Raw genomic sequence first — 24,285 nt, 5'->3', positions numbered from 1 at the left:
CTAAACTCACCCCTTCGTGGCACCGCCGGTGAGTCCCTTGACGAACTGCTTCTGCAGGGCGAGATAGAAGATCAGGACGGGCAGCGTCGACAGGAACATGAGCGCGAACACGCCGCCGTAGTCGAAGGAGTACTGCCCGAGCGAGCGGTAGATGCCGGTGGTGACCGTGGTGCCCTGCCCGGGGCCGAGGATGATGAGCGGGCTGAGGAAGTCGTTCCAGATCCACACCGACAGGAAGATCAGGACACTGGCGGTGGCCGGGCGCAACAGCGGGAAGACGATGCGCCAGAACGCCTGCCCGCGCCCCGCGCCGTCGATCGCCGCCGCCTCCTCCAGGTCGGCGGGGATGCCCTTGAGGAACCCGGTGAACACGAACACCCCGAACGGGATGTAGTAGCCGACGTTGAACAGCACCAGCCCCTGGACCGTCGTCATGAGGCCGAGGGCCCGCAGCACCTGGGTGATCGGGACCAGGATGACCTGGGGCGGGATCATCAGGCCGCACAACAGGAGCACGGTGACGAGCCGGCCCCAGCGGCCCGCCGTACGGGCGAGATAGTGGGCGAGCATCGCCGACAGCAGCGTCAGCGCGATCACCGACAGCGTCGTGACGATGACGCTGTTGGCCAGGCTCGCCCAGAACAGGTTGGTCGGGTCGGTGAGGACCGCGCTCAGGTTGTCCAGCGTCGGCGGGATCGGCAGCGCGATCGCGCCAGCGCCTGGGATGAGCGCGCTCGGCTTGACGACGTTGACCAGCGCGACGTAGAGCGGCACGAAGAAGACGCTGGTGACCGCGAGCGTGACGAGCGGGCGTCTCACAGCTGCACCTCTCTTCTCTGGAGTACGCGCAGCGCGACGACGGAGGCCACGGCGATGATCACCAGCATGACCACGGCCATGGCCGAGGCGTAGCCCTGGTGGTTCTCGACGAAGCCCTCCTGCATGATCGTGAAGGCCACGGTGGCGGTGGTGCCGGTGCCGGGCCCGCCGTTGGTGATGACCTTGACGTGGTCGAAGATCTTGAAGGTGGTGATCAGCAGGACCACGGTGTTGACGGTCAGGGCGGGGGCCAGCAGCGGCCAGGTGATGCGGCGAAAGCGCGTCCAGGGTCCGGCGCCGTCGATGGAGGCGGCCTCGGCCAGCTCGTTCGGCACACCCTGTAGTCCGGCCAGGTAGACCACGACGCAGAAGCCGAGCATCTGCCACGAGACGATGCCGCCCAGGGAGAACAGGGCGTAGCCGGGGTCGGACAGCCACCCCGGCGGGTCGGCGACGCCGAGGAAGCGCAGCGCCTGGTTGAGCGGGCCCTCGTCGTCGAGTACCCGTGTCCAGATCACGCTGACCACGACGGAGCTGAGCACCATCGGAGTGAAGTAGACGCTGCGCATGGCGTTGTAGAACCATCCGCGGCGATCCAGCAGCACCGCGATCGCCAGCCCGAGGAGGTTGGGCGCGACCAGGACCATGACGGTCAGGATCGTGGTGACCCGCAGGGAGGTCAGGAACGCCTGGTCGGTGAGGAGCAGCTCGTAGTTGCGCCACCCCACCCAGGTCCAGCCGGGGCGCAGCAGGCTGTAGTTCGTCATGCTGTAGCCCACGCTGAGCAGGATCGGCACGAGCACGAAGCACACGTAGATGAGCAGTCCGGGCGCGCCGAAGCTGAGAAAGTACCAGGCCCTCCTGTACGCGACTCTCAAGAGGACTTGTCCCACTCGTCGTCGAGGTAGCTCAGCACGTCGTCCACGGTCTTCTTGCCGCTGACGAGGTCCTGGGCCGAGGACCACCACTTCTCCTTCATGCCGGGCAGCATGGCGTCGTCACCGGCCTCCCAGCCGAACGACGGCACGATGGCGCCCGCCGTCTTGGCGTCCGACCAGGCCTTGTACGACTCCGTGAACACGGGCCCCATCGACGGCGGCGTGTAGCCCTTGATCGCCGGGAAGAGCGCGTCGGCCTTGACCGAGGCGTCCAGGTTGGCCTTGTCGAGCTGGAAGGCCAGGGCGAACTTCTTGGCCGACTCCAGATCCTTGGCGGCGGCGCTGACCGTGAGCCCGCCGCCGGTGAACCCGGCCAGCTTGTCGGAGCCTGCCTCGCCGGGCCAGTTGAAGCGGCCGATCTCGATCTTGTTCTCCGGGTTGTCGCCGGCGCCGGGCGAGGCGAACCAGCTGCCCATCGGGTACATGGCGCCCTTGCCTTCGAGGAAGGCGGTCTGCGTGGCGCCGTAGTCGCGGGAGAGGTCCTTCTTGTCGATGTAGCCCTTGGCCGCGAGGTCGGCGAACTTCTGGGTGGCGGCCTTGAAGCCGGGGTCGGAGAACTTGACCTTGCCCTCGCGCCGCTGGCGCATCCAGCCGGGGTTCTCGGCGTACACGTCGGTGGTCAGGACGCCGGTCCAGGCCAGGGTGGAGGCGAAGGCGTCGGGGCCGCCGCCGGTCACGAACGGCGTGATGCCCTTGGCCTTGAGCTTGGCCGCGGCGTCGAGCAGTTCTGCGTAGGTCTTGGGCGGGGCGGTGATGCCGGCCTTCTCGAACAGGCCCTTGTTGTAGTAGACGTTCGAGTGCGTCTGCGTGTTGGTGGGCAACTGCACGACCTTGCCGCCGGTCGCGCCGCAGGTGGCGCACTCGAAGTCCTTGAGGTCCTCGGGCGTCCAGGAGTAGAGGTTCGGCGCGAAGCCGAGGATGTCCTGCAGGCCGATGTGCACGTCGGGGAACTGGCCCGAGGCTATGAGCTGCTTGGCGAACTCGTCGCGGCTGCCCGCCGCGGGCGCCACGACCTTCTTCACCGTGATGCCGGGAACCGCGTCGGTCGCCCGCTTGATCTGCGCGTCCCAGTAGGCCGCGTTCAGGTTGGGCGACTCGAACAGCAGAAACGTGACTTCCTTGGCGCCTGCCGGGGCCGGCGATGACGGCGCGGCCGCCTCGTTCACCGAACACGCGGTGAGCGCGAGCAGGGCCGCTAAGCCTGCTGCGAGGGTCCTGTACACCCTTGCCGCCTTCCTCGCCGGGCGTGACGAACCGGCGGGTTGACTGTGCGGCCCATTCATCGGAGCACTGCTAGTCAGGGCCGCTGAATGATACGACCTCTAGTAGCTGTGATCCGTCTCAAGTTGTCAATATCGGCCCTGCAACCGTTCTCAAACAGAAAAGTGATCGGAGGGGTTACGCGGTGTAGAGGTCCTCGACCGTGTCCGCGAAGTCGCGCATGACGATGTTGCGCTTGATCTTCAGCGTCGGCGTCAGGTGGCCGCTCTCCTCGGTGATGTCGATGTCGAGCACCACGAACTTCTTGATCTGCTCGGCCCGCGAGACCATCAGGTTGGCGGTGTCGACCGCCTTCTGCACCTCGGCCAGGATCCGCGGGTCGCGGCTCAGCTCGGCCCCCGTCGCGCTTTCCGCGCCGTTCTCCTTCTTCCAGTGCTCCAGCGCCTCGGGGTCGAGCGTGATCAGCGCGCCGACGAACGGCCGGTCGTCGCCCACGATCATGGCCTGGGAGACGAGCGGGTACGCGCGCAGCGCGTCCTCCAGCGGACCGGGGGCGACGTTCTTGCCCGCCGCGGTCACCAGGATCTCCTTCTTGCGGCCGGTGATGCGCAGGTAGCCGTCGTCGTCCAGTTCGCCCACGTCGCCCGTGTGGTACCAGCCCTCGGCGTCGATGGCCTCGGCCGTGGCCTGGTCGTTGTTCCAGTAGCCCGCGAAGACGTGGCGGCCCCTGACCAGGATCTCGCCGTCCTCGCCGATGCGCACCGTGACGCCGGGCAGCGGCTTGCCGACCGTGCCGATCTTGTTGCCGCCGGGCAGGTTGACCGTCGAGGGGGCCGAGGTCTCGGTCAGGCCGTAGCCCTCGAGCACCTCGATGCCCACGCCGCGGAAGAAGTGGCCCAGGCGCTCGCCCAGGGCCGAGCCGCCGCAGATCGCAGTGGACAGCCTGCCGCCGGTGGCCGCGCGCAGCTTGGAGTAGACAAGCTTGTCGAACACCGCGTGCCTGAGCCGCAGCCCGAACCCGGCCTTGCCGGACGCCTTGCTGTAGGCGACCGCCACGTCCACCGCGCGGGCGAAGATCTTGCCCTTGCCGCCCTGGATCGCCTTCTGCTCGGCGCCGTTGTAGACCTTCTCGAAGACCCGCGGCACGCCCAGCAGCAGCGTCGGCTTGGCCGAGACCAGGTCCGGGGCCACGTTCTTCATGTTCGGCGTGTGCGAGAGGACCGTTCCGGTCTCGATCGCGACCACCTGGATCAGCCGGGCGAAGACGTGGGCCAGCGGCAGGAACAGCAGCACCCCCGGCTCCTCGGTCATGAACACCGTCTCCAGCGGCCCGCCGGCCACGTTGCGCGCGGTGAACAGCATGTTGTCGTGGGTCAGGCGGCAGCCCTTGGGCCGCCCGGTGGTGCCCGAGGTGTAGATGATCGTGGCCAGGTCCGCGCCGGTCAGAGCGGTACGGCGGCGCTCGATCTCCTCACCGGTCACCCCGGAGCCGTCGAGCTCCTCGTCCATCCGCCAGATCGGCTTCAGCTCCGGTGCGGCCTCGCGTACGGTCTCCACGTGGTTGTCCAGCTCGGCGAAGACCGCCTTGGCGCCGCTGTCGGACAGGATCCAGCGCACCTGCTCGACCGACGAGGTCTCGTAGATCGGGACCGAGACCGCGCCCGCGGCCCAGATCGCGTAGTCGGCGAGCGTCCACTCGTAGCGGGTGCGGGAGATGATCGCGACCCGGTCGCCCGGCTCGATGCCCGCCGCGGCCAGGCCCTTGGCCAGCGCCACGACCTGGTCCCTGAACTCGGCCGCGGTCACGGCCGGCCAGTCGTCACCCGATTTGCGCCGTAGCACCACCGCGCCCGGCTCCTGTTCGCCTCGCCTGAACACGGTGTCGGTCAGGCTGGCCGAAGCCGGCACATCCACCAGGACGGGGACGCTGTACTCGCGCACGGATCAAACTCCTCTTCGGGGACCGGCGAGACGTTACCGCGTTAAGTTACGCACCGGTAGCTTCGTCATACAGGCGTTATGAAGGGCAAACCTCATGCTAGCCGCCGCCGCTCATAGGATTTCCCGCATGCGGGTCCATGTCGTGAGCGATGTCCACGGAAGCGCCGAGGCGCTGGCCCGATCGGGCGATGGGGCCGACGCCCTGATCTGTCTCGGCGACCTCATCCTCTACATCGACTACGACGACCACGCGCAGGGGATCTTCGCCGACCTGTTCGGCGCCGAGAACGCGGCCGCGTTCATCGCGCTGCGCACCGCCAAGCGCTTCGACGAGGCCAGGGCCATGTCGGCGGAGCTGTGGAAGGGCCTCGGCGGCGACCCGCGCGAGCACATCGAGTCCAACGTGCGCAGGCAGTACGCCGCGCTGTTCGCCGCCATGCCCGAGCCCGCCTACCTCACCTACGGCAACGTGGACGTGCCGCGCCTGTGGGCCGACTACCTCAAGCCGGGGCACCGGGTGCTCGACGGGCAGGAGGCGGAGATCGGGGGATGGCGCTTCGGGTTCGTCGGGGGCGGGCTGAAGACGGCGTACCGCACGCCGTACGAGATCGAGGACGAGGAGTACGCGGCAAAGGTCGCCGCGCTCGGCGAGGTGGACGTGCTGTGCGCGCACATCCCGCCCGCGGTGCCGCAGTTGCTGTACGACACGGTCGCCAGGCGCTTCGAGCGCGGCAGCGAGGCGACGCTCGACTACATCCGGCGCGTCCAGCCGCGCTACGCCCTGTTCGGGCACGTCCACCAGCCGCTCTACCAGCGCACCAGGATCGGCCGCACCGAATGTGTGAACGTCGGCCATTTCCGGGGAAAGGGACAGCCGTTCGTGCTGGAGTGGTGAGCGGACCGATACTGTGGTCGCATGGCTGATCGCACCACTTCGAGCATCACCATCTCCGCCGACAGGGCCGCGGTCATGGCGGTCATCGCGGACCTGCCCGCGTACCCGGAATGGGCCGGTGCGGTCAAGAGCGCCGAGGTCCGCACCACCGGCGCCGACGGGCGGCCGGCCGACGTGCGCTTCGTGCTCGACGCCGGCGTGATCAGCGACTCCTACACCCTCGGCTACACCTGGGACGACGACACCGGTGTCAGCTGGCGGGTCGTCGAGCAGGGCAAGATGATCTCCGAGCTCAGCGGGAGCTACCGGCTCGCCGAGACGGGCGGCGGCACCGAGGTGACCTACGAACTCGCCGTCGACCTCAAGGTCCCGATGATCGGCATGATCAAGCGCAAGGCCGAGAAGGTGATCGTCGACACCGCGCTCAAAGGCCTGAAGAAGCGGGTCGAGGCACGCCCGTGAGTCCTCGCGTCCTGCTGTTCACCGGCAAGGGCGGCGTCGGCAAGACCACCGTCGCCGCGGCCACCGCCACGCTCGCCGCCAGCCGCGGGCTCAAGACGCTGGTGATCTCCACCGACACCGCCCACTCGCTGGCCGACGCCCTGGCCGTCCAGCCCGGCGAGATCGCCCCCGGCCTGCGCCTGCACCAGGTCGACACCCAGAAGTCCCTGGAGGAGCACTGGGGCGAGCTGCAGGACTACGCCCGCGGCGTGCTCGGCGAACTCGGCCTCGACCAGATCACCGCCGAGGAGATCACCGTCCTGCCCGGCGCCGAAGAGGTCATCGCGCTGCTGGAGCTGCGCGAGCACGCCCGCTCCGGCGGCTGGGACGTCATCGTGGTCGACTGCGCGCCCACCGCCGAGACGCTGCGCCTGCTCGCCCTGCCGGAGGCCCTCGACTGGCACGTCAGCCGCCTGCTGCCGGTCGGCCGCCGGATCATGAAGGTCATCTCGCCGTTCATGCGCAGCGTCGCCCACGTCAGCGCGCCCGGCGACGACGTGGTCAGCGCCGGCGAGCGCCTGCACCGCGGGCTCATGGAGATCCGCGAGCTGCTCACCGGCCCCGGCGCGTCCGTGCGCCTCGTCCTCACGCCCGAGTCGGTGGTGCTCGCCGAAGCGCGCCGCACCCTCACCTCGCTCAACCTGTACGGCTACCGCGTCGACGCCGTCATCGCCAACCGGGTCTTCCCCGCCGGCGACGCCGACGAGTGGCGCGCCCAGTGGGTACGCGCCCAGGCACGGCTGCTGGCCGAGGCCGAGGAGTCGTTCGCGCCCCTGCCCATCCACGTGGTGCCCTACCTGCCTTCGGAACCCGTCGGCGCCGACGCCCTCACCGCCCTCGGCGAGAGCCTCTACGGCGAGAGCGACCCGTTCGCCCCGCCGGCCGTCGAAGCGCCGCTGGTCCTGACCGCCGACGAGCTCAGCCTGGCGCTGCCCGGGGCCACCAAGGGCGAGGTCGACCTGGCCCGCAAGCGGGACGAGCTGATCGTGACGGCGGGGCCGTACCGCCGGATCATCGCGCTGCCCGCGGCGCTCGCCCGCAGGAAGATCGGTGCCGCGGCGCTCCAGGACGGGTTCCTGAAGGTACGGTTCGTCTCAGAAGCGAATCCGACGCAGCGAACGGAGTGGACGACCGACGGAGGAGGTCGGCCGCGTAGTGAGTGAGGAGGATGAGCGACTCTTCGGCAGGGAGGGCCAGATGACTGAGACGAGCAACGACAGGGACCCGATCGGATCCGTGGCGGACGAGGCGCGCAAGCTGTTCGGCGTGATCCAGGACCGCGCGACCAGGCAGGTCGGCAAGACCGTCTTCAACTCCGTCGCCAGCACCGTCACCGGTGGCGGGCGCAAGGAGAAGGACGTGTGGGGCGAGGCAGTGTCCGAGCCTCATGACGAGTACATCTGCCGCGCCTGCCCGGTCTGCCGGGCAATCGCGGCGCGGCGGGAATCCGGCTCCGACGTGGCCGGGCACCTGGTGGCCGCGGGCGGCGAGCTGTTCGCCGCGGTCCGTGGCGCGTTCGACGCGCTGAACAGGCCCACCCCCGGGGCAGCCGAGAGGACTCGCGACCGCACGCGCGACGAGCGCGGCGGCGACGACGTGGAACACATCGACCTGGGGTGAGCATGCTGACTATCGGGGTGGACATCGGCGGCACGAAGGTCGCCGCCGGCGTGGTCGACGAGGACGGCGAGGTCGTCGCGCACGCGCTGCGCCCGACGCCGGCCGACCAGCCGGACCTCGTCGCCGAGACCGTGGCCGACGTGGTCAAGGAACTCGCCGAGGGCCGCGAGATCGAGGCGATCGGCGTCGGCGCGGCCGGGTTCGTCGACGAGACCCGCTCGATCGTGCGCTTCGCCCCGAACCTCGCCTGGCGCGAGGAGCCCCTGCAGAAGAAGATCACCGGCCTGGTGGGCCTGCCGGTCGTCGTCGAGAACGACGCCAACGCGATGGCGTGGGGCGAGACCAACTTCGGCGCCGGACGCGGGCAGACCCACGTCGTCTGCATCACCGTCGGCACCGGCATCGGCGGCGGGCTCGTCTTCGACGGCAAACTGTTTCGCGGCCGGTGGGGGATGGGCGCCGAGCTCGGGCACATGCAGGTCGTTCCCGAGGGACGGCTGTGCGGGTGCGGCAACCTCGGCTGCTGGGAGCAGTACGCCAGCGGCAACGCCCTCGTCGCCGACGCCAGGGAGATCGCCAGGCAGCAGCCCGAGCGGGCGCGGATCCTGTTCGAGCTGGCCGGGGAGAAGATCGAGGGCGAGGAGGTGACCGAGGCCGCCCGCAAGGGCGACGACGCCTCGCTGGCCGCCTTCGCCTCGCTGGCCGACTGGCTGGGGCAGGGCATGGCCGATCTGGCCGCCGTCCTCGACCCCGGCTGCTTCATCATCGGCGGCGGCGTCTCGCGCGCCGCCGACCTGTTCTTCGACCGGGCCAAGGAGACCTTCGCCCGCCAGCTCACCGGCCGCGGGCACCGTCCCGTCGCCGACATCCGGCTGGCCGAGCTCGGCGCCTCGGCCGGGGTCGTCGGCGCGGCCGACCTGGCGCGGCAGCGCTGACAGCGGCGCCGGACGGGGTTAGATTCCCCAGCGTGAGGGTCGGCACGTACAACGTGCGCGGGCTGAAGGACAGCGTGCCCGCGCTGGTCCGCGTGATCACGGCGATGCGCGCCGACGTGCTGTGCGTGCAGGAGGCGCCGCGCTTCCTCTACTGGCGCGGACAGCGCCAGGCGCTGGCCGAGGCGGCGGGCATGCGGGTGGCGGCCGGCGGCCGGCTCGGCGGAGTGTCGGTCTACGTGGGCCCGCGGGCGCGGGTCCTGCATGCCGAGCACCACGTGCTGAAGATCTTCCTCGGGCTGGAGATCCGGGGCGTGGCGATCGCCGTGGTCGAGCTGGAAGGGGTACGGCTGGCGGTCGCCTCCATCCACCTCGACCTGAGCGCCGCGGCCCGCTTCCACCACGCGGTGGAGGCGCTGAGGTGGCTGGAGAGGGCCGCGGCGCGGTTCGGGGCCGTCCCGGTGATGTGCGGGGACGTCAACGAGCAGAGTGACGCGCCCACCTGGCGGTACCTGGCCGGGCGGCTGGCGGACGCCTACGCGTGGGCGCCGCAGGGGGACGGGATGACGTTCACGGCCAGGGAGCCGCGCAAGCGGATCGACGGGGTGTTCACGGGCGCGGGGGTGCGGGTGGTGGGCTGCGGGGGTGTCGGGGCCGCACGGGACGACCTGGTCTCCGCCACCGACCACCTGCCCGTCGTCGCCGAGCTGGCCGGTCACGCCCAGGCAACGGTCAGCTGAACATCTTCCCGTGTCGTTCCGCGCACGCTGGGTGATCTTGCCCAGGTCAGACCGGGTGATACGGGACCCCGCGGTGCAAGGGCCCCGGCGCCGCCCGAGGCCGGATGGCGGGGTCCCCGGGCGGGCGTGCTCGCGCAGCCCGTACCATTTGCTCATGACCCGTCGCTCTCGGCGGCGTGCGCTCTCCCTGACCGCGGCGGTGTGTCTGGCGTCCTCGCTGGTCGCCCCGGCCGGAGTGGCGCATGCTGACCCTCGCCCTGCCACGATCGAGGCGTGGCAGCAGTCGACGAGCGCGCGGCTGGACGCCGACGGCTCGCTCTCCGACGTGCTGGCGTTGTCCGCGGGCGACATCTGGGCCGTGGGCCAGCAGGCGATCTGGGACGTCTGGAAGAACCGCGGCACCATCCGCCACTGGAACGGCAAGGCCTGGGGCGAGGTCGCCATCCGCGACTCCACCGGCGCGGGGAACCTGCGCAGCGTGGCCGCCGCGGCGCCGGGTGAGGTCTGGGCGCTGGGCGACGGGCACGACGGCCTGCCGTACCTGGCGAAGGGCGACCTCGCGGGCTTCGACCGCGTGCAGGTGCCGGGGCTCTGGAGCGGTGACTGGCTCGGCGGGCTCGACGCGCGCGGCGGCAAGGTCGTCGCGGTCGGGCGGCGCGACAAGACCGGGCTGATCGTCACGGGCCAGGGCAACTCCTGGACGGTGCAGAAGACCAAGGAGAAGGGCGCGCTCTACGCGGTCTCCTCGGGGTTCGCGGTCGGCGACACGGGGGAGCAGCCGCTGATCGTGCGGCAGTCGGGCGGGTCGTGGAAGGCGATGCCGGTCCCGTCGGTGCCTGGCGGCTACCTGCGCGACATCCAGGTCGACAACGCCAAGCGGGCGCTGGCCGTCGGCGGCGTCTACCACGGGCCCGGCAGCGTCGAGCCGCTCGTGCTGTCGTGGAACGGCAAGAAGTGGACCCGCGAGAAGCTGCCCGCCGTCGAGGCCCGCCTCTACGGCGTCACGGGCGACGGCAAGGGCCGCTACTGGATCGCCGGGTACGACGCCGCGCGCCCGACCGAGGGCTTCCTCATGCGCCAGGGCAAGGACGGCTTCCAGGTGATCAGGGGCGGCGGCACGCTCAAGGGCCGCGACGCCGTACGCCTGCAGGCCGTGACCTATCTGCCGGGCAAGGGCACGGTGTGGGCGGTCGGGCACGTCGTGGACGCCACCGACCGCTACACCGACGTCGTGGAGACGTTCGGCCTGAAGACGCCCACCCAGTCCTGAGGGCGGGCGCTACAGGACCGCGCCGTCGTCCCAGCCCGAGTCGTTGGGCGGGCCGTCGCCCATCCGCACCACCAGCGCCACGAAGCCGCCGATGAAGGCGGCCACGGCGGTGAACAGCGCCCAGCCCTCCATCTCCCACTCGGCCATCGCGGCCAGCAGCAGATAGGCGGGGCCGCCGAACAGCGCCACCCAGGCCAGTTTGGTGGGCAGGTCGAGCTTGGGCAGCGGGGGCGGGGGAGGCGGCACGTAATGCCCCTCTTCCTCCTCCTCGCGCACAGGCTCGGTCTCGCCTTCGGGCTCGGCGAGGTCGGTGTCGACCTCGCGGAACTCAGGCGGACGCACCACCCGCCGGGTCGGCTCCTCCGGCACGTTCTCGCTGTCGGGCCATGGTTGGTCGGCCGAGTCGCGCTCGGCTGTCTCGTTGAAGGACGCGACGATCTGACGCCAGACCTCGTCCTCGTCACTCTGGGGCGTCACCTACGCGCCTTCCCCCTGGGTGCGTTCAGTCCCTCTGCAAGGGTACCGAGGCATGTGTCCGGATGAAGTCGAGGCTCCCGGCAAAGATCCTGTCGGCATCATTATCCAGCGTCGCAACATGGTAGCTATCGGAGAGTTCCTCGATCGTCGCGTGTTTGAGGACTTGTCGTAGTATCCCGACCGATGTCGGCTTGACTACATGATCATCGGTGCTGTGGTACACCAGCAGCGGCTGCGTGACCTTGGTCAGGTCCGCCTGGACCAGGGACCACAACCTCGGCAGCGACGCCGCCGCCTTCACCGGGGTCCGCGTGTACGCCAGCTCCCGCACCCCGGGCTTCTTGACGTCGTTGGCCACTCCGGGCACCGACGGCAGGATCCACTTGAGCACCGGCGCCAGCCTGAGCAGCGGCACGTCGAGGGCGATCGACGGGTTGACCGCCACCACCCCCTTCACCGCCGGTCCGTGGACCTCCGCCAGCCGCAGCGCGAGGCAGCCGCCCAGCGACAACCCGGCCACGAACACCTCCGAGCACCGTCCGAGAAGATCCTGGAACGCCTTCTCCACCTCGGCGTACCAATCCTCCCAGCGGGTGCGGTTCATCTCCTGCCACGTCGTGCCGTGTCCCGGCTGGCGTGGCAGCGACACGCTCAGCCCGTGCCCGGCGAGGAACTCACCCCACGGCCGCAGCGACTGCGGCGTGCCGGTGAATCCGTGGCATAACAACACGCCGACCGGACCGGCCTCGTGGTGGTATGGCTCAGCGCCAGACATGAGCGGCATGACAGCTCCCACAACATCGGCGTGGTTGTAATTCATCCCGGAATTGCCCGATCGTCGCACGGTTATCGCCGTTGTGCGAGAGCATGTGTAGGAGCATCGGCCCTGGGATGCGAAGATGACTCTGCTCACAGAACCAGATTCGCGAAGGGGTGGCCGGGTGTTCTATTGGGTGGTCAAGGCCATCTTGGCGCCGATCCTCCACGTGGTGTTCCGCCCCTGGGCAGAGGGCGTCGAGAACGTTCCCAAGCACGGCCCGGCGATCCTCGCCGGCAACCACCTGTCGTTCGCCGACCACTTCTTCGGTCCGCTCCAGCTCCGCCGTAAGGTCATCTCGCTCGGCAAGTCCGACTACTTCACCGGCCGGGGACTCAAGGGCTTCTTCACCCGGATGTTCTTCAGCGGGGTCGGCACCGTGCCCATCGACCGCTCCGGCGGCAAGGCCAGCGAAGCCGCCCTGCGTACCGGCAAGCGCATCCTGCGCGAGGGCAACGTCCTCGGCATCTACCCCGAGGGCACCCGCTCGCCCGACGGCCGCCTCTACAAGGGCAAGACCGGCGTGGCCCGCATGGCCCTGGAGTCGCGCGTCCCGGTCATCCCGTGGGCGATGGTCAACACCTACGAGATGATGCCGCCCGGCCGCGCCCTGCCCAAGCTCGGCATCCGGCCGGGCGTGCGCTTCGGCAAGCCGCTCGACTTCTCACGCTACTACGGCATGGAGGAGGACCGGCTCGTGCTGCGGGCGGTCACCGACGAGATCATGTACGCGCTCATGGAGCTGTCCGGCCAGGAGTACGTCGACAAGTACGCCGCCAGCGCCAGGGTCGAGATCGAGCGCGCCGCCCGCGCGGCGCGCCAGCAGTCCTAGTCCCGCAGCACCGCCTGCGCCTTGAGCAGCGCCTGCGTCATCGTGCGCAGCTCGTCGGGCGTGAGATGGTCGATGAGGTACTCGCGCACCACGTCCACGTGGCCGGGCGCGGTGCGCTCCAGGCAGCGCAGGCCGTCGTCGGTCAGCACCGCCAGCACGCCCCGGTCGTCGGAGGGGCAGGTGGTGCGCTCCACCAGCCCCGCCTTCTCCAGCTGGGTGATCTGGTAGGTCAGCGCGCTCTTGGTGACTACGACCTCCCTGGCCAGCTGCGTCATCCGCAGCCGCCGGTCAGGCTCGTCGGACAGCCGCACGAGGATCTCGTACTGCGGATGCGTCAGGCCGGCCTCCGTCTTCAGCTGCTCCTCGATGCGCCGTTCGAGCAGATGCGCGGTGAACAGGAAGGCCCGCCAGGCGGCCGCCTCCGTCGCGTCGAGCCACCGTGTCTGTGTCACCCCACCATTGCACCACCCCGGGCGGGCGCCCGCGCGATCACCTCTCACGCGCGGAACGGGCCGGTCACCTCGAACGTGTGCCCGTCGGTGCCGGCCCTGGCCCCCGTGCGGCCGCGCTGGGAGGAGAAGTAGAGGCGGGTGCCGTCCGGGCTGAAGGCGGGACCGGCCGGCTCGGAGTGGCCGTGCCCCTCCAGCCGGGCGAAGGGCGCCACCTCCCCGGCGCGGGTGATCACGCTGATCTCCATGGCGCCGCCGTCCTGGTTCACGTCGCGGACCGGCTCCAGCCGGCCGGTGCCGGCCGCGTAGCTCCACACCCGGCCGTCGCCCTCGCTGGTGAACGAGCAGATCCCGTCCGCGTAGCGGCAGCCTCCCGCGCCGTCGAAGCGCAGCGCGTCGGGCACCTGGAAGCGGGTCGGCTCGACCGGCGCCGCCGGATGGGGCACCGGACGCCACGCGCCACTGGTGGTGAGCACCTCCAGCGTGCCCTCCGTGAGGTCGGCCCAGTCGCGGGGGCGGAAGCGGTAGAAGCAGCCGTCGGGCTCGGCCTCGGTCAGGTACACCACCTGGCGCTCCGGGTCGCAGGCCACCGCCCCGTGCCGGAACCTGCCCATCGCCAGGCGTGGGCGGGCGGCGCGCTCGCCGTACGGGTCGCACTCGAACACGCGGCCGTTCTCCGTCTCCTCGCACGACAGCCAGGTGTTCCACGGTGTCGCGCCGCCGGCGGAGTTGAGCGTGGTGCCCGGCAGGACGCGGTAGGCCTCGATCACGGTGCCGTTGGCGCCGAAGCACAGCGCGGAGGCCCCGCCCAGCAGGGGGACCTTCGAGTTGGAGACATAGATCCAGCCGTCGCCGTCGGGGAAGCAGGCGCCGCCGGCGGGCGCCGCGTGCCACTTCAGGCCGGCCACCTTCCGCCCGCTTCTCGCGACGATCCGGCTGGTGAACCCCTCGGGGAGCGCGAGCCCGTCGCCGTTGGGCGGCAGCAGCGGCCCGTACGGGCCGGCGCCGGCGCGGGCCGTACCCTGCCGGAGCGTGCCCACCGCCACGACGGCGCTCGCGCGGAGGGGCGTGCTGGGCAACATGCCGTCAGTCGATCGCACCGACGTGAATGGGAGGTACTCGCAAGACCAAACTCTCCGCAAACCTGGGGCCACCGGTACCGCGGAGTCGGCACATTTCGATCATGACAGCACTACGGCTGGCGCCCGCGATCAAGACACGCAGGGCCCTGGTCTACCTCGACGGGACACCGTCGGCGCCCCGCCTGGCCAGAGCGCTGCGCATGACCGGATACGACGTGCGCACCGTGGAGGCCGCCGACGCGGCCCCGCGGGAGCTGGCGGCGTTCCTGACCTCGGCCCAGCCGGACGAACTGCTGCTGGTGCGCTGGCCGTCGGGCGCCGGATGGGCGCCGAGTTCGTTCACGCGGCTCATCGTGGACTTCGGCCGCCGCCTCGGCGACTCGCCCGCCGCCGCGCTCGTGCTGGTCGTGGACTTCGGCTGGGTCGTCAACGGCGACGGCGAGGCCCGGCTGAACGTACCCGGCGACCCGCCCGTCGCCGCCGCCGCCCTGACCGCCTCCATGGCCTCCACGAGCGACCGGCCCGGTAGCGCGCCCAGCCTGACCGGGGTGCTGGCCGACGCGCTGCTGGCCGCCGATGGGCCCGTCACCATCGCCGACCTGCACGAACTGGCCACCGCCAGGTACGCGGGCTCGGGGCTGACCGCGATGCTCTTCAGCCACGGCGACATCGCGCACGTGCCGGTCGGCACCGGGCAGCGGTTCACGGCCGATCCGGCCAGGCGGCGCAGGGATGCCCAGCGGCGGGCCGTACGGCCGCGCACGCTGCTGGCCTCCGACCGCTGGACGCTCGACGACCGGCTGGGCCACCGCGTCTACGCCGAGGCGATCGCGGCGTTCCTGCGACATCGGGACACCTCGCCGCCGCTGACGATCGGCATCAAGGGGCCGTGGGGGGCGGGCAAGACCTCGCTCATGCGGATGGTGCAGGAACTGCTGGATCCGTCCGGGTCGGGCGGGCTGCGGTTGCGGCGCCGTACGGGGAGGCTGACCAACCTCGACGTGCTCGGCCGGCTGCGCGTGCGGCGGCCCGCCGACGCGTGCGCGCAGGCGCCCGCGGACGCGGGATGGCGGCCGACGGTGTGGTTCAACCCCTGGATGTACCAGAACGGCGAGCAGGTCTGGGCCGGGCTCGCACACGAGATCATCAGCCAGATCACCGGCCGGCTGCCGGCCGCCGAGCGCGAGCGCTTCTGGCTGGAGCTGAACCTGTCGCGCATCGACACCGAGGAGGTGCGCCGGCGCATGTACTGGCTGGCGCTGACCCGCCTCGCGCCCGTGGCGCTCGGGCTGCTGGCCACGGGGCTGGTCACCGCCGCCTGCGTGGCCGCCAGCGCCCTGTTCCCCTCCTTGCAGGGTACGGCTGCCGCCGTCGCCTCGGCCGGCTGCCTGGCCTCGGTGGGCGCGGGGGTGATGCGGATGGCGAGGTTCCTGGCCGAGTCGGCCGACGGCGCCTTCGGCCCGCTGGTGCGCCAGCCCGATCCGCTGTCCCGCTTCGGCGTGGCCGACCAGGGCTACCGCAACCAGGCCGGGCTGCTGCACCTGGTCCAGGGCGACATGCGGCGGGTCCTGGACCTGGTCGCCACCGAGGAACGCCCGCTGGTGGTCTTCGTCGACGACCTCGACCGCTGCTCGCCCGGCACGGTGTCGCAGGTGATCGAGGCGATCAACCTGTTCGTGGCCGGTGACTTCGGCAACTGCGTGTTCGTGCTGGGCATGGAGCCCGAGGTGGTCGCGGCGCACGTCGGGCTGGCCTACCGGGAGCTGATGGGGACGCTGCCCGACGAGCGCACCTCCCGGCTCGGCTGGCGTTTCCTGGAGAAGATCGTGCAGCTGCCGTTGAGCGTCCCGTCACTGGACGAGGGCGCGCCCGACTACATCAAGGAGGTACTGGGGCTGCGCTCGTCCGCGCCCCTCACCCAGCCCGTGCCGGAGCCGAGGGCGGAACTCGTCGACCGGCTGGAGACGGCGATCCGCAGCCTGTCGCCGACGATCGAGACGCTGGACCAGGCGGCCCGCAGCGCGCGGGCGGCGGCGGGGCCGTCCGAGGCGGCCTCCCTCGCCGCGGCCAGGGCCGCCGACCGGGTGTTCGACGAGCTCTACAGCGACGAGCGGGCCTGCCGGGCCGTGGAGACGGCGCTGCCCGCGCTCAACCTGACCAATCCGCGCGAGGTGAAGCGGTACCTGAACGTGTTCCGCTTCTACTCCTTCATCACCTACCGCCGCCATCTGGCCGGGCAGCCGCATCACGGTGACGAGTGCGTGGCCAAGGTGGCGGCGCTGACGATCAGGTGGCCGCACCTGTTGTGGGCGCTGGCGCAGGAGGCGCATCCGGGGGCCACGGTGCTCGAACGGCTGGAGGAGGCGGCGCTGGCGTGCGACGGCGACGGGTGGGCGCGCACGATGGCGGAGGCCGGGCTGGCTGAGGAGGAGGCGTTGCGCCAGCTCCTGGCCACCCGGCCGCCGATCGCCGCATTGGCTCGCACGCTGCTTTAGCGCTGGGCCTGTCTCCAGGCGTTGGGCCTGTCGCTAGCGCTGGGCCTGGAACATCCAGTGCTGCTTCTCGATGTCCTGCGTGAGCGCGATGAGCAGGTCCTGGGTGACCGGGTCCGGCTCGTCGGTGGCCGCGATGTGCTGGCGCAGACGCTGGATGACGCCTTCGAGGATGTCGGTGAACAGGGCGACGACCTTGCCGTCCTCGATCCACGCCCGCTCGGGCTGGGCCAGCTTCGTGGTGCCGGCGACGGTGGCGGCCCGGCCGTCCGGGTTCAGCCCCAGCGCCACGGCCCGCTCGGCGAGCGTGTCGGCGTGCTCGCGCGTGATCGCGACGAGTTCGTCGAGCTGCAGGTGCAGGGGGCGGAAGTGCGCGCCGATGACGTTCCAGTGCGCCTGCTTGGCGACGAGGGAGAGGTCGATGAGGTCCACCAGCGCGCTCTGGAGCGCGTCGGCCACGACCTTCTTGGCGTCTCCGGAGAGAGGTCCGGTGATCGCTGCCATATCTGAATCCTCCTTCTAAATCCGCTTCGTCTGTTTCAACAGATCTTGCTGCCCGATTCTTCCGCCGTTGACACTGTAATAATGACAGTGTAATTGTGAGGGTATGAGGGATACCTGGACCATCGGCGAGCTGGCGGAGCGGGCGGCGGACGCGCTGCGGCCCGGTCTCCAGCGCGCCAACGGCCGGATCCGCGAGGTGCCCGGCGAGCGTCTCATCCGCTGGTACACGACCATCGGCCTCGTCGACCCGCCCCTGACCAGACGCGGCCGCCTCGCCCAGTACGGCAGGCGGCACCTGCTGCAGGTCGTGGCGGTCAAACGCCTGCAGGCCGAGGGCCACTCGATCGCCGAGATCCAAACCCGCCTGACCGGCGCCACCGACGCCACGCTGGAGGCCACCGCCCACCTGGAGCCTCCGGGCAGTCACCCGGGCGGAGGCCTGGATGGCGACCTTCCCGACGGGACCCGAGACGAGGGCCCCCGCCCCCGCTTCTGGGCCTCTCGCCCCACGACAGAGCCGACCCCATACGCCCCACCGGCACCCACCACACCGGCCCCGGGCGTACCCTCCCAGGGTTCTGCGCGGGAGGCTGCCCATGGGCTCGCGGGTGATGCCGCCCGGGAAACCGCGGGGGAGGCCGTTCCGGATAGCGGGCGGGAGGCTGCCCGCCAAGCCGGGCCGGATGTTGTTCACGAAGCCGCCGGGCGACCCGGTCGGAGGTCCGGGCAAGGGAGTGGGCGGGTTTCTGGGGTGTGGCTGGCGCCTGGGGTGGCGCTGGTGCTGGATGGCGGCGGCCGTACCCCCACAGACGATGACATCGAGGCAGTCCTCGCCGCGGCCGGACCGCTTCTTCAGGTGCTACAGGAGAGGAAGCTCACATGAAGATCACTTCTCTCGATCCGGCCCGCTGCCTGCCGCTGCCCGACGCCGGGCTGGGGGCGCTGGAGACCGAGCGCGGCAACCTCCCGCTGGAGAGCGTCGACGTGGCCGCCTCGATCTCGGGGCTGGTCGCGCGGGTGGAGGTCGCGCAGGGGTTCAGGAACCCGTTCGAGGTGCCGCTGGAGGCCACCTACGTCTTCCCGCTGCCCGACCGTGCCGCCGTCACCGCCTTCCGCATGGAGGCCGACGACCGGGTGATCGAGGGTGTGCTCAAGGAACGCGGTGAAGCCAGGGCCGACTACGACCAGGCGCTGCGCGAGGGGCGGCGGGCGGCGATCGCGGAGGAGGACCGGCCGGATGTGTTCACGATCCGGGTGGGCAACATCGTGCCGGGCGAGCGGGTCACCGTCCGGCTCACGCTGAGCCAGCCGCTTCCCTACGAGGACGGCGCCGCCACCTTCCGTTTCCCGCTGGTGGTCGCGCCGCGCTACGTTCCCGGCACGCCGCTGGACGGGGCGCCCGCGGGTGACGGCGTGGTGCCCGACACCGACGCGGTCCCGGACGCCTCCCGCATCTCGCCGCCGGTGCTCCTGCCGGGCTTCCCGAATCCGGTACGGCTGTCGCTCACGGTAGACGTGGACGCCGCCGGCCTGGAGCTGCGCGAGCTGGCCTCCAGCCTGCACCTGGTCCGGCGGGAGGGCGACCGCCTCAGCCTGGAGCCGGGCGAACGGCTGGACCGGGACTTCATCCTGCGCCTCGGGTTCGACGCCTCGACAGCGCTGCAGCTCGACGGCGCCGGGACGTTCGCGCTCACCGTGGTGCCACCGCCGCCGGCCGGGACGCGTACGCCGCGGGACCTGGTGCTGCTGCTCGACCGCTCGGGCAGCATGAGCGGCTGGAAGATGGTCGCCGCCCGCCGCGCCGCCTCCCGCATCGTCGACACGCTCACCGACCAGGACCGCTTCGCCGTACTCGCCTTCGACTCCTACGTCGAGGCGGCCTTCGACGGCCTGCGCGAGGCGAGCGACCGCAACCGCTACCGCGCCGTCGAGCACCTGTCGCGGATGGACGCGCGCGGCGGCACCGAGCTCCTCGAACCCCTGCGCCAGGCGATCGCCCTCCTCGGCGAGACGACCCGCGAACGCGTGATCGTCCTGGTCACCGACGGCCAGGTCGGCAACGAGGACCAGATCCTGGAGCGGACCGGCGGCGCGCTGTCGGCCATGCGGGTGCACACGGTCGGCATCGACCAGGCGGTCAACGCCGGGTTCCTGAGCCGCCTGGCCGGTCTCGGCGCCGGCCGCTGCGAACTGGTCGAGTCGGAGGACCGGCTCGACGCCGCCATGGAGCAGATCCACCGCAGGATCGGCGCGCCGCTGGTGACCGATCTGTCGCTGAAGGGCCTGGAGACCGAGCCGGGCACCGTCACGCACCTGGGCTCGATCTTCCCCGGGGTGCCGCTGCGCGTGTACGGCCGCTACCGCGAGGCCGCCGCCGTGACCGTGCGCGGGCTGGCCGCGGGCGCGCCGTGGGAGGAGCAGGTGCCCGCGACCGTCGTGGACAACCCCGCGCTCAGGGCCGTCTGGGCCCGCGCCCACCTGCGCGAGCTGGAGGACCGCTACGCGATGGGCGAGCACGAGCTGGAGGGCCAGATCGTGCGGACCTCTCTGGAGTACGGCGTGCTGTGCCGCTTCACCGCCTACGTGGCCGCCGACACCCGGCAGGTCGCCGAGGGCGGGCCGGAGCACCGGGTGGTACAGCCGGTCGAGATGCCACGCGGCTGGGACATGCCCGCCGCCGCCCCGATGGCCGCGGCCGCCTTCACCATGCCGGCGCCCGGTTCGCCCCTGTCCGGTCCGGTCGCCGAGATCCACGAGGCCTCCGACGGCATCGCGAGCTACGGCGGCGCGGGCGGTTCCGCCGGTCCGCGCGGCTTCACCACGCCTCCTCCCACGGGCGGCGGCCAGGCGATGAAGCGCGGACGGGGCTTCGCGCGGGCCATGCCCGCCGCCCGGCCCATGGCACCGGGCGCGGTGCGTCACTCCCTCGACGCGGTACGCCCCCAGCTCGTGGCCGAACTGGACCGCCTGAAGGCGGCACGAGGCGTACCCGACCCGCTGTACCTGGCCGACCTGGCCTCCCGGCTGGCGGTGCTCGCCGCCTTCCTGGGCGGGCACGCGGAACTGGCGGCACTGGCCCGCGAGCTGGAGTCCGCCGACCGGCCGGGCGCCGACGTGGCCGCCCTGTGGGCCCGCGCCATCGAGGTACTCACCTCCCTGACCTCGGACGGAGGCAGCTCGGGCGGCACCTCCAGAACCGCCTTCTGGAAGCGCCCCTGACCACCCGCTGAGGGCGCCGGGGCCACAACCCGGCGCCCACGGGCCGGGGGTCTCCGCGCTCGCGACGCATCGTGCCCTGCGTTCTGGGTGCACCCGGTGGGGCCGGTGGGATTTGTAGGTTCTGTGATCGCGGGACAGCCGCCCCGGGTGGTGCGGTGTCCGGAATGCCGCAGGTCGGTGCTGTGGCCAACCGGTGGCCGCGGGTCGCCAGCGGACGGCTCCGCTGCGATCGCGGAGAAGGGTGGGCTGACTGCTTGGCGGGCCGGTCCGTGGGGCGCTTGTGATCGGCTGGGGCTTGGTTGGGGTGATCTTTCGGGTTATAACCCGAACCATGGAGTTTCAGGGGCGTGTAGGGCGGACGTTCGCCGGTTCCGAGTCCTGGTGGCCGCCGCGCCCGTCGCCGGGGCCCGGGGCGCCCAACATCGTGCTGGTCCTGGTGGACGACGTGGGCTTCGCCGACCTGGGCTGCTACGGGTCGGAGATCCCCACGCCCCACCTCGACGAGCTGGCCGCCCACGGCACCCAGTGGACCGACTTCCACGTCACCCCCATGTGCTCCCCGACCAGGGCGGCCCTGCTCACCGGTGTCGACCCGCACCGCGCGGGCGTCGGGCATGTGGCCAACTCCGATCCCGGGTTCCCCGGGTACGCGGGGGAGCCGGCCCGCGCGGCGTTCACCATGGCGGAGATCTTCAGGGACGCGGGCTGGCTCACGCTGGCCGTCGGCAAGTGGCACCTGACCAAGGACTCCGACATGTCCGATGCCGGTCCCCGCCACGCCTGGCCCCTCCAGCGGGGTTTCGACCGCTTCTACGGCTTCCTGGAGGCGTTCACCAACTTCCACCACCCGCACCGCCTCATCCGCGACAACTCGGCCGTCGAGGTCGACCGTTATCCGGACGGCTACCACCTCACCGACGACCTCACCCGCGAGGCCGTCGCGATGGTCAGGCAGGCGGGCGACCAGCCGTTCTTCCTCTACCTGGCCCACGGCGCCGCCCACGCGCCGCTGCAGGCCCCGGAGGCCGACATCGCGCGGTTCGCCGGTCACTACGCGGCGGGATGGGACGCCATCCGGCAGCGGCGCTTCGAGCGGCAGCAGAAGCTGGGGCTCCATCCAGCGGGCACCGTCCTGCCGGAGCGCAACGCCGAGGACGGCGACGACGTCCCGGCCTGGGACTCACTCGACGAGGACACCCGCCGCCTGTTCCAGCGCTACATGGAGGTCTACGCCGCCATGATCGCCGGGATCGACCGCAGCGTCGGCGCCCTGCGTCAGACCCTGCGCGAGCTGGGCAAACTCGACAACACCATCTTCGTGTTCACCTCCGACAACGGCGCCTCCCGCGAGGGCGAGCGGCACGGGACCACCCAGTACCTGCGCACGCTGCTGTCGGCCAACAGCCGCCACGACCGCGAGGACCCCGCCGCCGACCTGGCCAGGATCGACCTCATCGGCGGCCCCCGCACGCTGTCGCACTACCCGCGCGGCTGGGCCATGGCCGCCAACACCCCCTTCCGCCTGTACAAGCGCAACGCCCACGCGGGCGGCCACGCCGTGCCCCTGCTCGTCTCGTGGCCGGACGGGCTGCCCGGACGCGGCGATCTGCGCCACCAGTGGGCCTACGTCACCGACGTGCTGCCGACGCTGATCGAGCTGACCGGGGTGGAGGCGGCCGAGGGGCTGCCGCGCTCGGGCTCCTCGCTGGTGAAGGCGCTGCGCGATCCGCTGGCCGTACACGATCATGTGGAGCAGCACACGGAGCTGCAGGGACACCGCGGACACGTGCGCGGCGAGTGGGAGATCGTGACCAGGCACGCGCCGCTGACGCCGTTCGGCGAGCACGAGTGGGAGCTCTACCACCGCCCGTCGGACCGCACGCAGACGCGCGACCTCGCCGCCCGCCACCCCGCGATCGTGCGCGAACTCGCCGCGGCGTGGGAGCGCGCCGCTCGCGACGGCCAGGTCTACCCGCTCGACGAGGGCTCGCGCCTGCGGTACCTGCTGCGCCCGCCGTGGCAGCAGGACCCCTCCCCGGTACGGCTGACGCCCCCCGTCCCCACGCTGGAGCGCTGGCGGGCACTGCAGCTGATCCAGTGGCGCTCGTTCACGATCACGGTGACCGTCGCGGAGCCGGGACAGGGCGTGCTGGTGGCGCACGGCGGCCAGGGCGGCGGCTACCTGCTGTACGTGGAGGACGGCGAGGTTGTCTTCCTCCACAACGGCTACGGAGAGTTACGCGAGCTGCGGGCCGGACCGCCGGGGGAGCGGATCGAGGTGGAGGTGCGCGCGCCGGGCGACTGGGTGTGGGAGGCGGCGGTCCGGGTGGACGGCCGGGAACGCGGGAAGCTGGCCGGACTGCCGATGCTGGCGGCGTTCTGCCCGATGGAGGGCATCGACGTGGGGGCCGACCGGCGCTCGCCGGTATCGTGGGAGGTGTTCGAACGCCATGGGCCCTTCCCGTTCAGCGGGCGGTTGCGTGAGGTGTGTTATACACCGGGTGACTTCGCGCCGGACGCGGGGGCGAACTTCGTGGATCTGGTCAGGGAGATCGGCTTACGCTTTGAATAGGGCGAATAGGCTGTTGAGGTGAAAACCCTCGTCCTGGACGGTGGCCTGGCCACCCACCTCGAAGCGCTCGGCGCCGACCTGCGCGACGAGCTCTGGTCGGCACGGCTGCTCCTGGAGAACCCCGACCTGATCCGCGCCGTGCACGCCGCCTACTTCGCGGCCGGCGCCGACGTCGCCACCACGGCCAGCTACCAGGCCTCGGTGCACGGCTTCATGGCCCGCGGGCTGGACGGTGCGGAGGCCGCGCGGCTGATCACGTTGTCGGTGGAGCTGGCCGCGCAGGCCCGCGACGAGGCCGGCGGCGGCCTGGTCGCCGCCTCCGTGGGCCCCTACGGCGCCTACCTGGCCAACGGCGCCGAGTACACCGGCGACTACGACCTCGACGAGGACGGCCTGCGCGCCTGGCACGAGCCGCGCTGGGAGATCCTGGCGGCCGCCGAGCCCGACATGATGGCCGTCGAGACCATCCCCTCCTATCCGGAGGCGCGCGCGATCGCCCGCCTGCTGCGGGAGACGCCACAGGTCAAGGTCTGGGTGAGCTTCTCCTGCCGGGACGAGGCGCACCTCAACGACGGCACCCCGATCACCGAGGCGGCCGCGCTGTTCTCCGGCAACCCGCAGGTGGTGGCGGTCGGCGTCAACTGCACCGCGCCCCGCCACATCCCCGGCCTGATCTCCCGGCTGACCGAGCTGCCGGTCGTCGTCTACCCGAACTCGGGCGAGACCTGGGACGCCGAGAACCGCCGCTGGCTGGGCCTGTCCGACCCGATGGAGTTCGGCCAGGCGGCCAAGGAATGGCAGGAGCTGGGCGCCTCCCTCATCGGGGGCTGCTGCCGTACCACTCCCGAGCACATCAGGCACGTGGCCGCCGGCGTCGGCTGACGACGCCTGACAGGGGCGGCTCCGGGTCGTCAGGTCCGCGTCAGCTCCGCGCCGCATCGTTGGGGACGCAATCGATCCCAAC

The 24,285-nt window shown here is 71.3% G+C and carries 22 protein-coding genes; 13 read left to right on the top strand and 9 right to left on the bottom strand.

Going from position 1 to position 24,285, the window contains the following annotated elements; genetic code table 11:
- Positions 1 to 6: 6 nt before the first annotated feature.
- The 4 genes from ACFWY5_RS09955 to ACFWY5_RS09940 form a co-directional block, all read right to left on the bottom strand.
- Positions 7 to 819 (bottom strand): carbohydrate ABC transporter permease, encoded by an 813-nt coding sequence (locus tag ACFWY5_RS09955; RefSeq protein WP_379611637.1) that lies wholly within the window; start codon positions 817 to 819, stop codon positions 7 to 9.
- A complete protein-coding gene (locus tag ACFWY5_RS09950) occupies positions 816 to 1,697 on the bottom strand; it encodes a carbohydrate ABC transporter permease (RefSeq protein ID WP_379631141.1) in 882 nt (293 codons plus the stop codon). The genes ACFWY5_RS09955 and ACFWY5_RS09950 overlap by 4 nt, the downstream gene beginning before the upstream one ends.
- Positions 1,694 to 2,980: an ABC transporter substrate-binding protein gene (locus ACFWY5_RS09945; protein ID WP_379611640.1), complete on the bottom strand. Its 1,287-nt coding sequence runs from the start codon at positions 2,978 to 2,980 to the stop codon at positions 1,694 to 1,696. Before ACFWY5_RS09945 ends, ACFWY5_RS09950 begins: the two co-directional genes overlap by 4 nt.
- A 175-nt stretch (positions 2,981 to 3,155) precedes the next feature.
- Entirely contained in the window at positions 3,156 to 4,919 is a 1,764-nt protein-coding gene (locus ACFWY5_RS09940; protein WP_379631139.1) for an AMP-dependent synthetase/ligase, read from the bottom strand.
- A 127-nt stretch (positions 4,920 to 5,046) separates the two neighbouring features.
- On the opposite strand from ACFWY5_RS09940, the gene ACFWY5_RS09935 reads away from it, so the two are divergent.
- The 7 genes from ACFWY5_RS09935 to ACFWY5_RS09905 all read left to right on the top strand — a co-directional run bounded on the left by ACFWY5_RS09935 (position 5,047) and on the right by ACFWY5_RS09905 (position 10,877).
- The gene (locus ACFWY5_RS09935; protein ID WP_379611642.1) at positions 5,047 to 5,814 is read left to right on the top strand and encodes a metallophosphoesterase; all 768 of its coding nucleotides are present in this window, start codon (positions 5,047 to 5,049) and stop codon (positions 5,812 to 5,814) included.
- 21 nt (positions 5,815 to 5,835) lie between these two features.
- Entirely contained in the window at positions 5,836 to 6,276 is a 441-nt protein-coding gene (locus tag ACFWY5_RS09930) for an SRPBCC family protein (RefSeq protein WP_379631137.1), read from the top strand.
- Positions 6,273 to 7,478, top strand: a complete 1,206-nt coding sequence (locus tag ACFWY5_RS09925; RefSeq protein ID WP_379631135.1) for an ArsA family ATPase — start codon at positions 6,273 to 6,275, stop codon at positions 7,476 to 7,478. The genes ACFWY5_RS09930 and ACFWY5_RS09925 overlap by 4 nt, the downstream gene beginning before the upstream one ends.
- 34 nt (positions 7,479 to 7,512) lie before the next feature.
- A complete protein-coding gene (locus ACFWY5_RS09920) occupies positions 7,513 to 7,935 on the top strand; it encodes a DUF5304 family protein (protein ID WP_379611645.1) in 423 nt (140 codons plus the stop codon).
- 2 nt (positions 7,936 to 7,937) lie between these two features.
- Positions 7,938 to 8,870, top strand: coding sequence for an ROK family glucokinase (locus tag ACFWY5_RS09915; RefSeq protein WP_379611733.1), 933 nt, complete (start codon positions 7,938 to 7,940; stop codon positions 8,868 to 8,870).
- Positions 8,871 to 8,902: 32 nt separating this feature from the next.
- Positions 8,903 to 9,607, top strand: coding sequence for an endonuclease/exonuclease/phosphatase family protein (locus ACFWY5_RS09910; protein ID WP_379631133.1), 705 nt, complete (start codon positions 8,903 to 8,905; stop codon positions 9,605 to 9,607).
- Positions 9,608 to 9,761: 154 nt separating this feature from the next.
- Complete coding sequence (locus ACFWY5_RS09905) at positions 9,762 to 10,877, top strand: hypothetical protein (RefSeq protein ID WP_379611647.1); 1,116 nt, start codon at positions 9,762 to 9,764, stop codon at positions 10,875 to 10,877.
- Between the two features lie 9 nt (positions 10,878 to 10,886).
- Here the strand turns inward: ACFWY5_RS09905 and ACFWY5_RS09900 are convergent, their stop codons facing one another.
- Together ACFWY5_RS09900 and ACFWY5_RS09895 are read right to left on the bottom strand one after the other, a co-directional pair.
- On the bottom strand, positions 10,887 to 11,354 hold the full coding sequence (locus tag ACFWY5_RS09900) for a hypothetical protein (RefSeq protein ID WP_379631131.1): 468 nt from the start codon (positions 11,352 to 11,354) through the stop codon (positions 10,887 to 10,889).
- A 25-nt stretch (positions 11,355 to 11,379) separates the two neighbouring features.
- Complete coding sequence (locus tag ACFWY5_RS09895; protein WP_379611650.1) at positions 11,380 to 12,138, bottom strand: alpha/beta hydrolase; 759 nt, start codon at positions 12,136 to 12,138, stop codon at positions 11,380 to 11,382.
- 157 nt (positions 12,139 to 12,295) lie between these two features.
- Between ACFWY5_RS09895 and ACFWY5_RS09890 the strand changes: the two genes are divergently transcribed.
- Positions 12,296 to 13,003 (top strand): lysophospholipid acyltransferase family protein, encoded by a 708-nt coding sequence (locus ACFWY5_RS09890; RefSeq protein ID WP_379611651.1) that lies wholly within the window; start codon positions 12,296 to 12,298, stop codon positions 13,001 to 13,003.
- Here the strand turns inward: ACFWY5_RS09890 and ACFWY5_RS09885 are convergent.
- Together ACFWY5_RS09885 and ACFWY5_RS09880 are read right to left on the bottom strand one after the other, a co-directional pair.
- A complete protein-coding gene (locus ACFWY5_RS09885; protein WP_379611652.1) occupies positions 13,000 to 13,455 on the bottom strand; it encodes a MarR family winged helix-turn-helix transcriptional regulator in 456 nt (151 codons plus the stop codon). The genes ACFWY5_RS09890 and ACFWY5_RS09885 overlap by 4 nt on opposite strands.
- A gap of 44 nt (positions 13,456 to 13,499) precedes the next feature.
- Positions 13,500 to 14,534 (bottom strand): alkaline phosphatase PhoX, encoded by a 1,035-nt coding sequence (locus ACFWY5_RS09880; RefSeq protein WP_379611653.1) that lies wholly within the window; start codon positions 14,532 to 14,534, stop codon positions 13,500 to 13,502.
- 101 nt (positions 14,535 to 14,635) lie between these two features.
- On the opposite strand from ACFWY5_RS09880, the gene ACFWY5_RS09875 reads away from it, so the two are divergent.
- The gene (locus ACFWY5_RS09875; protein ID WP_379631129.1) at positions 14,636 to 17,029 is read left to right on the top strand and encodes a P-loop NTPase fold protein; all 2,394 of its coding nucleotides are present in this window, start codon (positions 14,636 to 14,638) and stop codon (positions 17,027 to 17,029) included.
- A gap of 33 nt (positions 17,030 to 17,062) precedes the next feature.
- On the opposite strand, the gene ACFWY5_RS09870 is transcribed toward ACFWY5_RS09875, so the two are convergent.
- On the bottom strand, positions 17,063 to 17,530 hold the full coding sequence (locus ACFWY5_RS09870) for a Dps family protein (RefSeq protein ID WP_379631127.1): 468 nt from the start codon (positions 17,528 to 17,530) through the stop codon (positions 17,063 to 17,065).
- 103 nt (positions 17,531 to 17,633) lie between these two features.
- Between ACFWY5_RS09870 and ACFWY5_RS09865 the strand changes: the two genes are divergently transcribed.
- The 4 genes from ACFWY5_RS09865 to mmuM all read left to right on the top strand — a co-directional run bounded on the left by ACFWY5_RS09865 (position 17,634) and on the right by mmuM (position 24,203).
- A complete protein-coding gene (locus ACFWY5_RS09865; RefSeq protein WP_379631125.1) occupies positions 17,634 to 18,413 on the top strand; it encodes a helix-turn-helix domain-containing protein in 780 nt (259 codons plus the stop codon).
- A complete protein-coding gene (locus ACFWY5_RS09860) occupies positions 18,410 to 20,749 on the top strand; it encodes a VIT domain-containing protein (RefSeq protein WP_379631123.1) in 2,340 nt (779 codons plus the stop codon). Before ACFWY5_RS09865 ends, ACFWY5_RS09860 begins: the two co-directional genes overlap by 4 nt.
- A gap of 331 nt (positions 20,750 to 21,080) precedes the next feature.
- Positions 21,081 to 23,321 (top strand): sulfatase-like hydrolase/transferase, encoded by a 2,241-nt coding sequence (locus ACFWY5_RS09855; RefSeq protein ID WP_379631121.1) that lies wholly within the window; start codon positions 21,081 to 21,083, stop codon positions 23,319 to 23,321.
- 18 nt (positions 23,322 to 23,339) lie between these two features.
- Positions 23,340 to 24,203: a homocysteine S-methyltransferase gene (mmuM, locus tag ACFWY5_RS09850; RefSeq protein ID WP_379611660.1), complete on the top strand. Its 864-nt coding sequence runs from the start codon at positions 23,340 to 23,342 to the stop codon at positions 24,201 to 24,203.
- Positions 24,204 to 24,285: the final 82 nt, after the last annotated feature.

Source organism: Nonomuraea sp. NPDC059007 (genome assembly GCF_042740555.1).
Lineage (GTDB): Bacteria > Actinomycetota > Actinomycetes > Streptosporangiales > Streptosporangiaceae > Nonomuraea.
Note: the sequence above shows the minus strand (reverse complement) of the source record. Positions and strands in the feature narration are given on the sequence as shown.

Coding starts and splice junctions, on each gene's coding strand:
- ACFWY5_RS09905 (WP_379611647.1), top strand. CDS start 9,762: ATGACCCGTCGCTCTCGGCGGCGTGCGCTCTCCCTGACCGCGGCGGTG.
- ACFWY5_RS09920 (WP_379611645.1), top strand. CDS start 7,513: ATGACTGAGACGAGCAACGACAGGGACCCGATCGGATCCGTGGCGGAC.
- ACFWY5_RS09915 (WP_379611733.1), top strand. CDS start 7,938: ATGCTGACTATCGGGGTGGACATCGGCGGCACGAAGGTCGCCGCCGGC.
- ACFWY5_RS09930 (WP_379631137.1), top strand. CDS start 5,836: ATGGCTGATCGCACCACTTCGAGCATCACCATCTCCGCCGACAGGGCC.
- ACFWY5_RS09870 (WP_379631127.1), bottom strand. CDS start 17,530: ATGGCAGCGATCACCGGACCTCTCTCCGGAGACGCCAAGAAGGTCGTG.
- ACFWY5_RS09875 (WP_379631129.1), top strand. CDS start 14,636: ATGACAGCACTACGGCTGGCGCCCGCGATCAAGACACGCAGGGCCCTG.
- ACFWY5_RS09880 (WP_379611653.1), bottom strand. CDS start 14,534: ATGTTGCCCAGCACGCCCCTCCGCGCGAGCGCCGTCGTGGCGGTGGGC.
- ACFWY5_RS09895 (WP_379611650.1), bottom strand. CDS start 12,138: ATGCCGCTCATGTCTGGCGCTGAGCCATACCACCACGAGGCCGGTCCG.
- ACFWY5_RS09865 (WP_379631125.1), top strand. CDS start 17,634: ATGAGGGATACCTGGACCATCGGCGAGCTGGCGGAGCGGGCGGCGGAC.
- ACFWY5_RS09935 (WP_379611642.1), top strand. CDS start 5,047: ATGCGGGTCCATGTCGTGAGCGATGTCCACGGAAGCGCCGAGGCGCTG.
- ACFWY5_RS09860 (WP_379631123.1), top strand. CDS start 18,410: ATGAAGATCACTTCTCTCGATCCGGCCCGCTGCCTGCCGCTGCCCGAC.
- ACFWY5_RS09855 (WP_379631121.1), top strand. CDS start 21,081: ATGGAGTTTCAGGGGCGTGTAGGGCGGACGTTCGCCGGTTCCGAGTCC.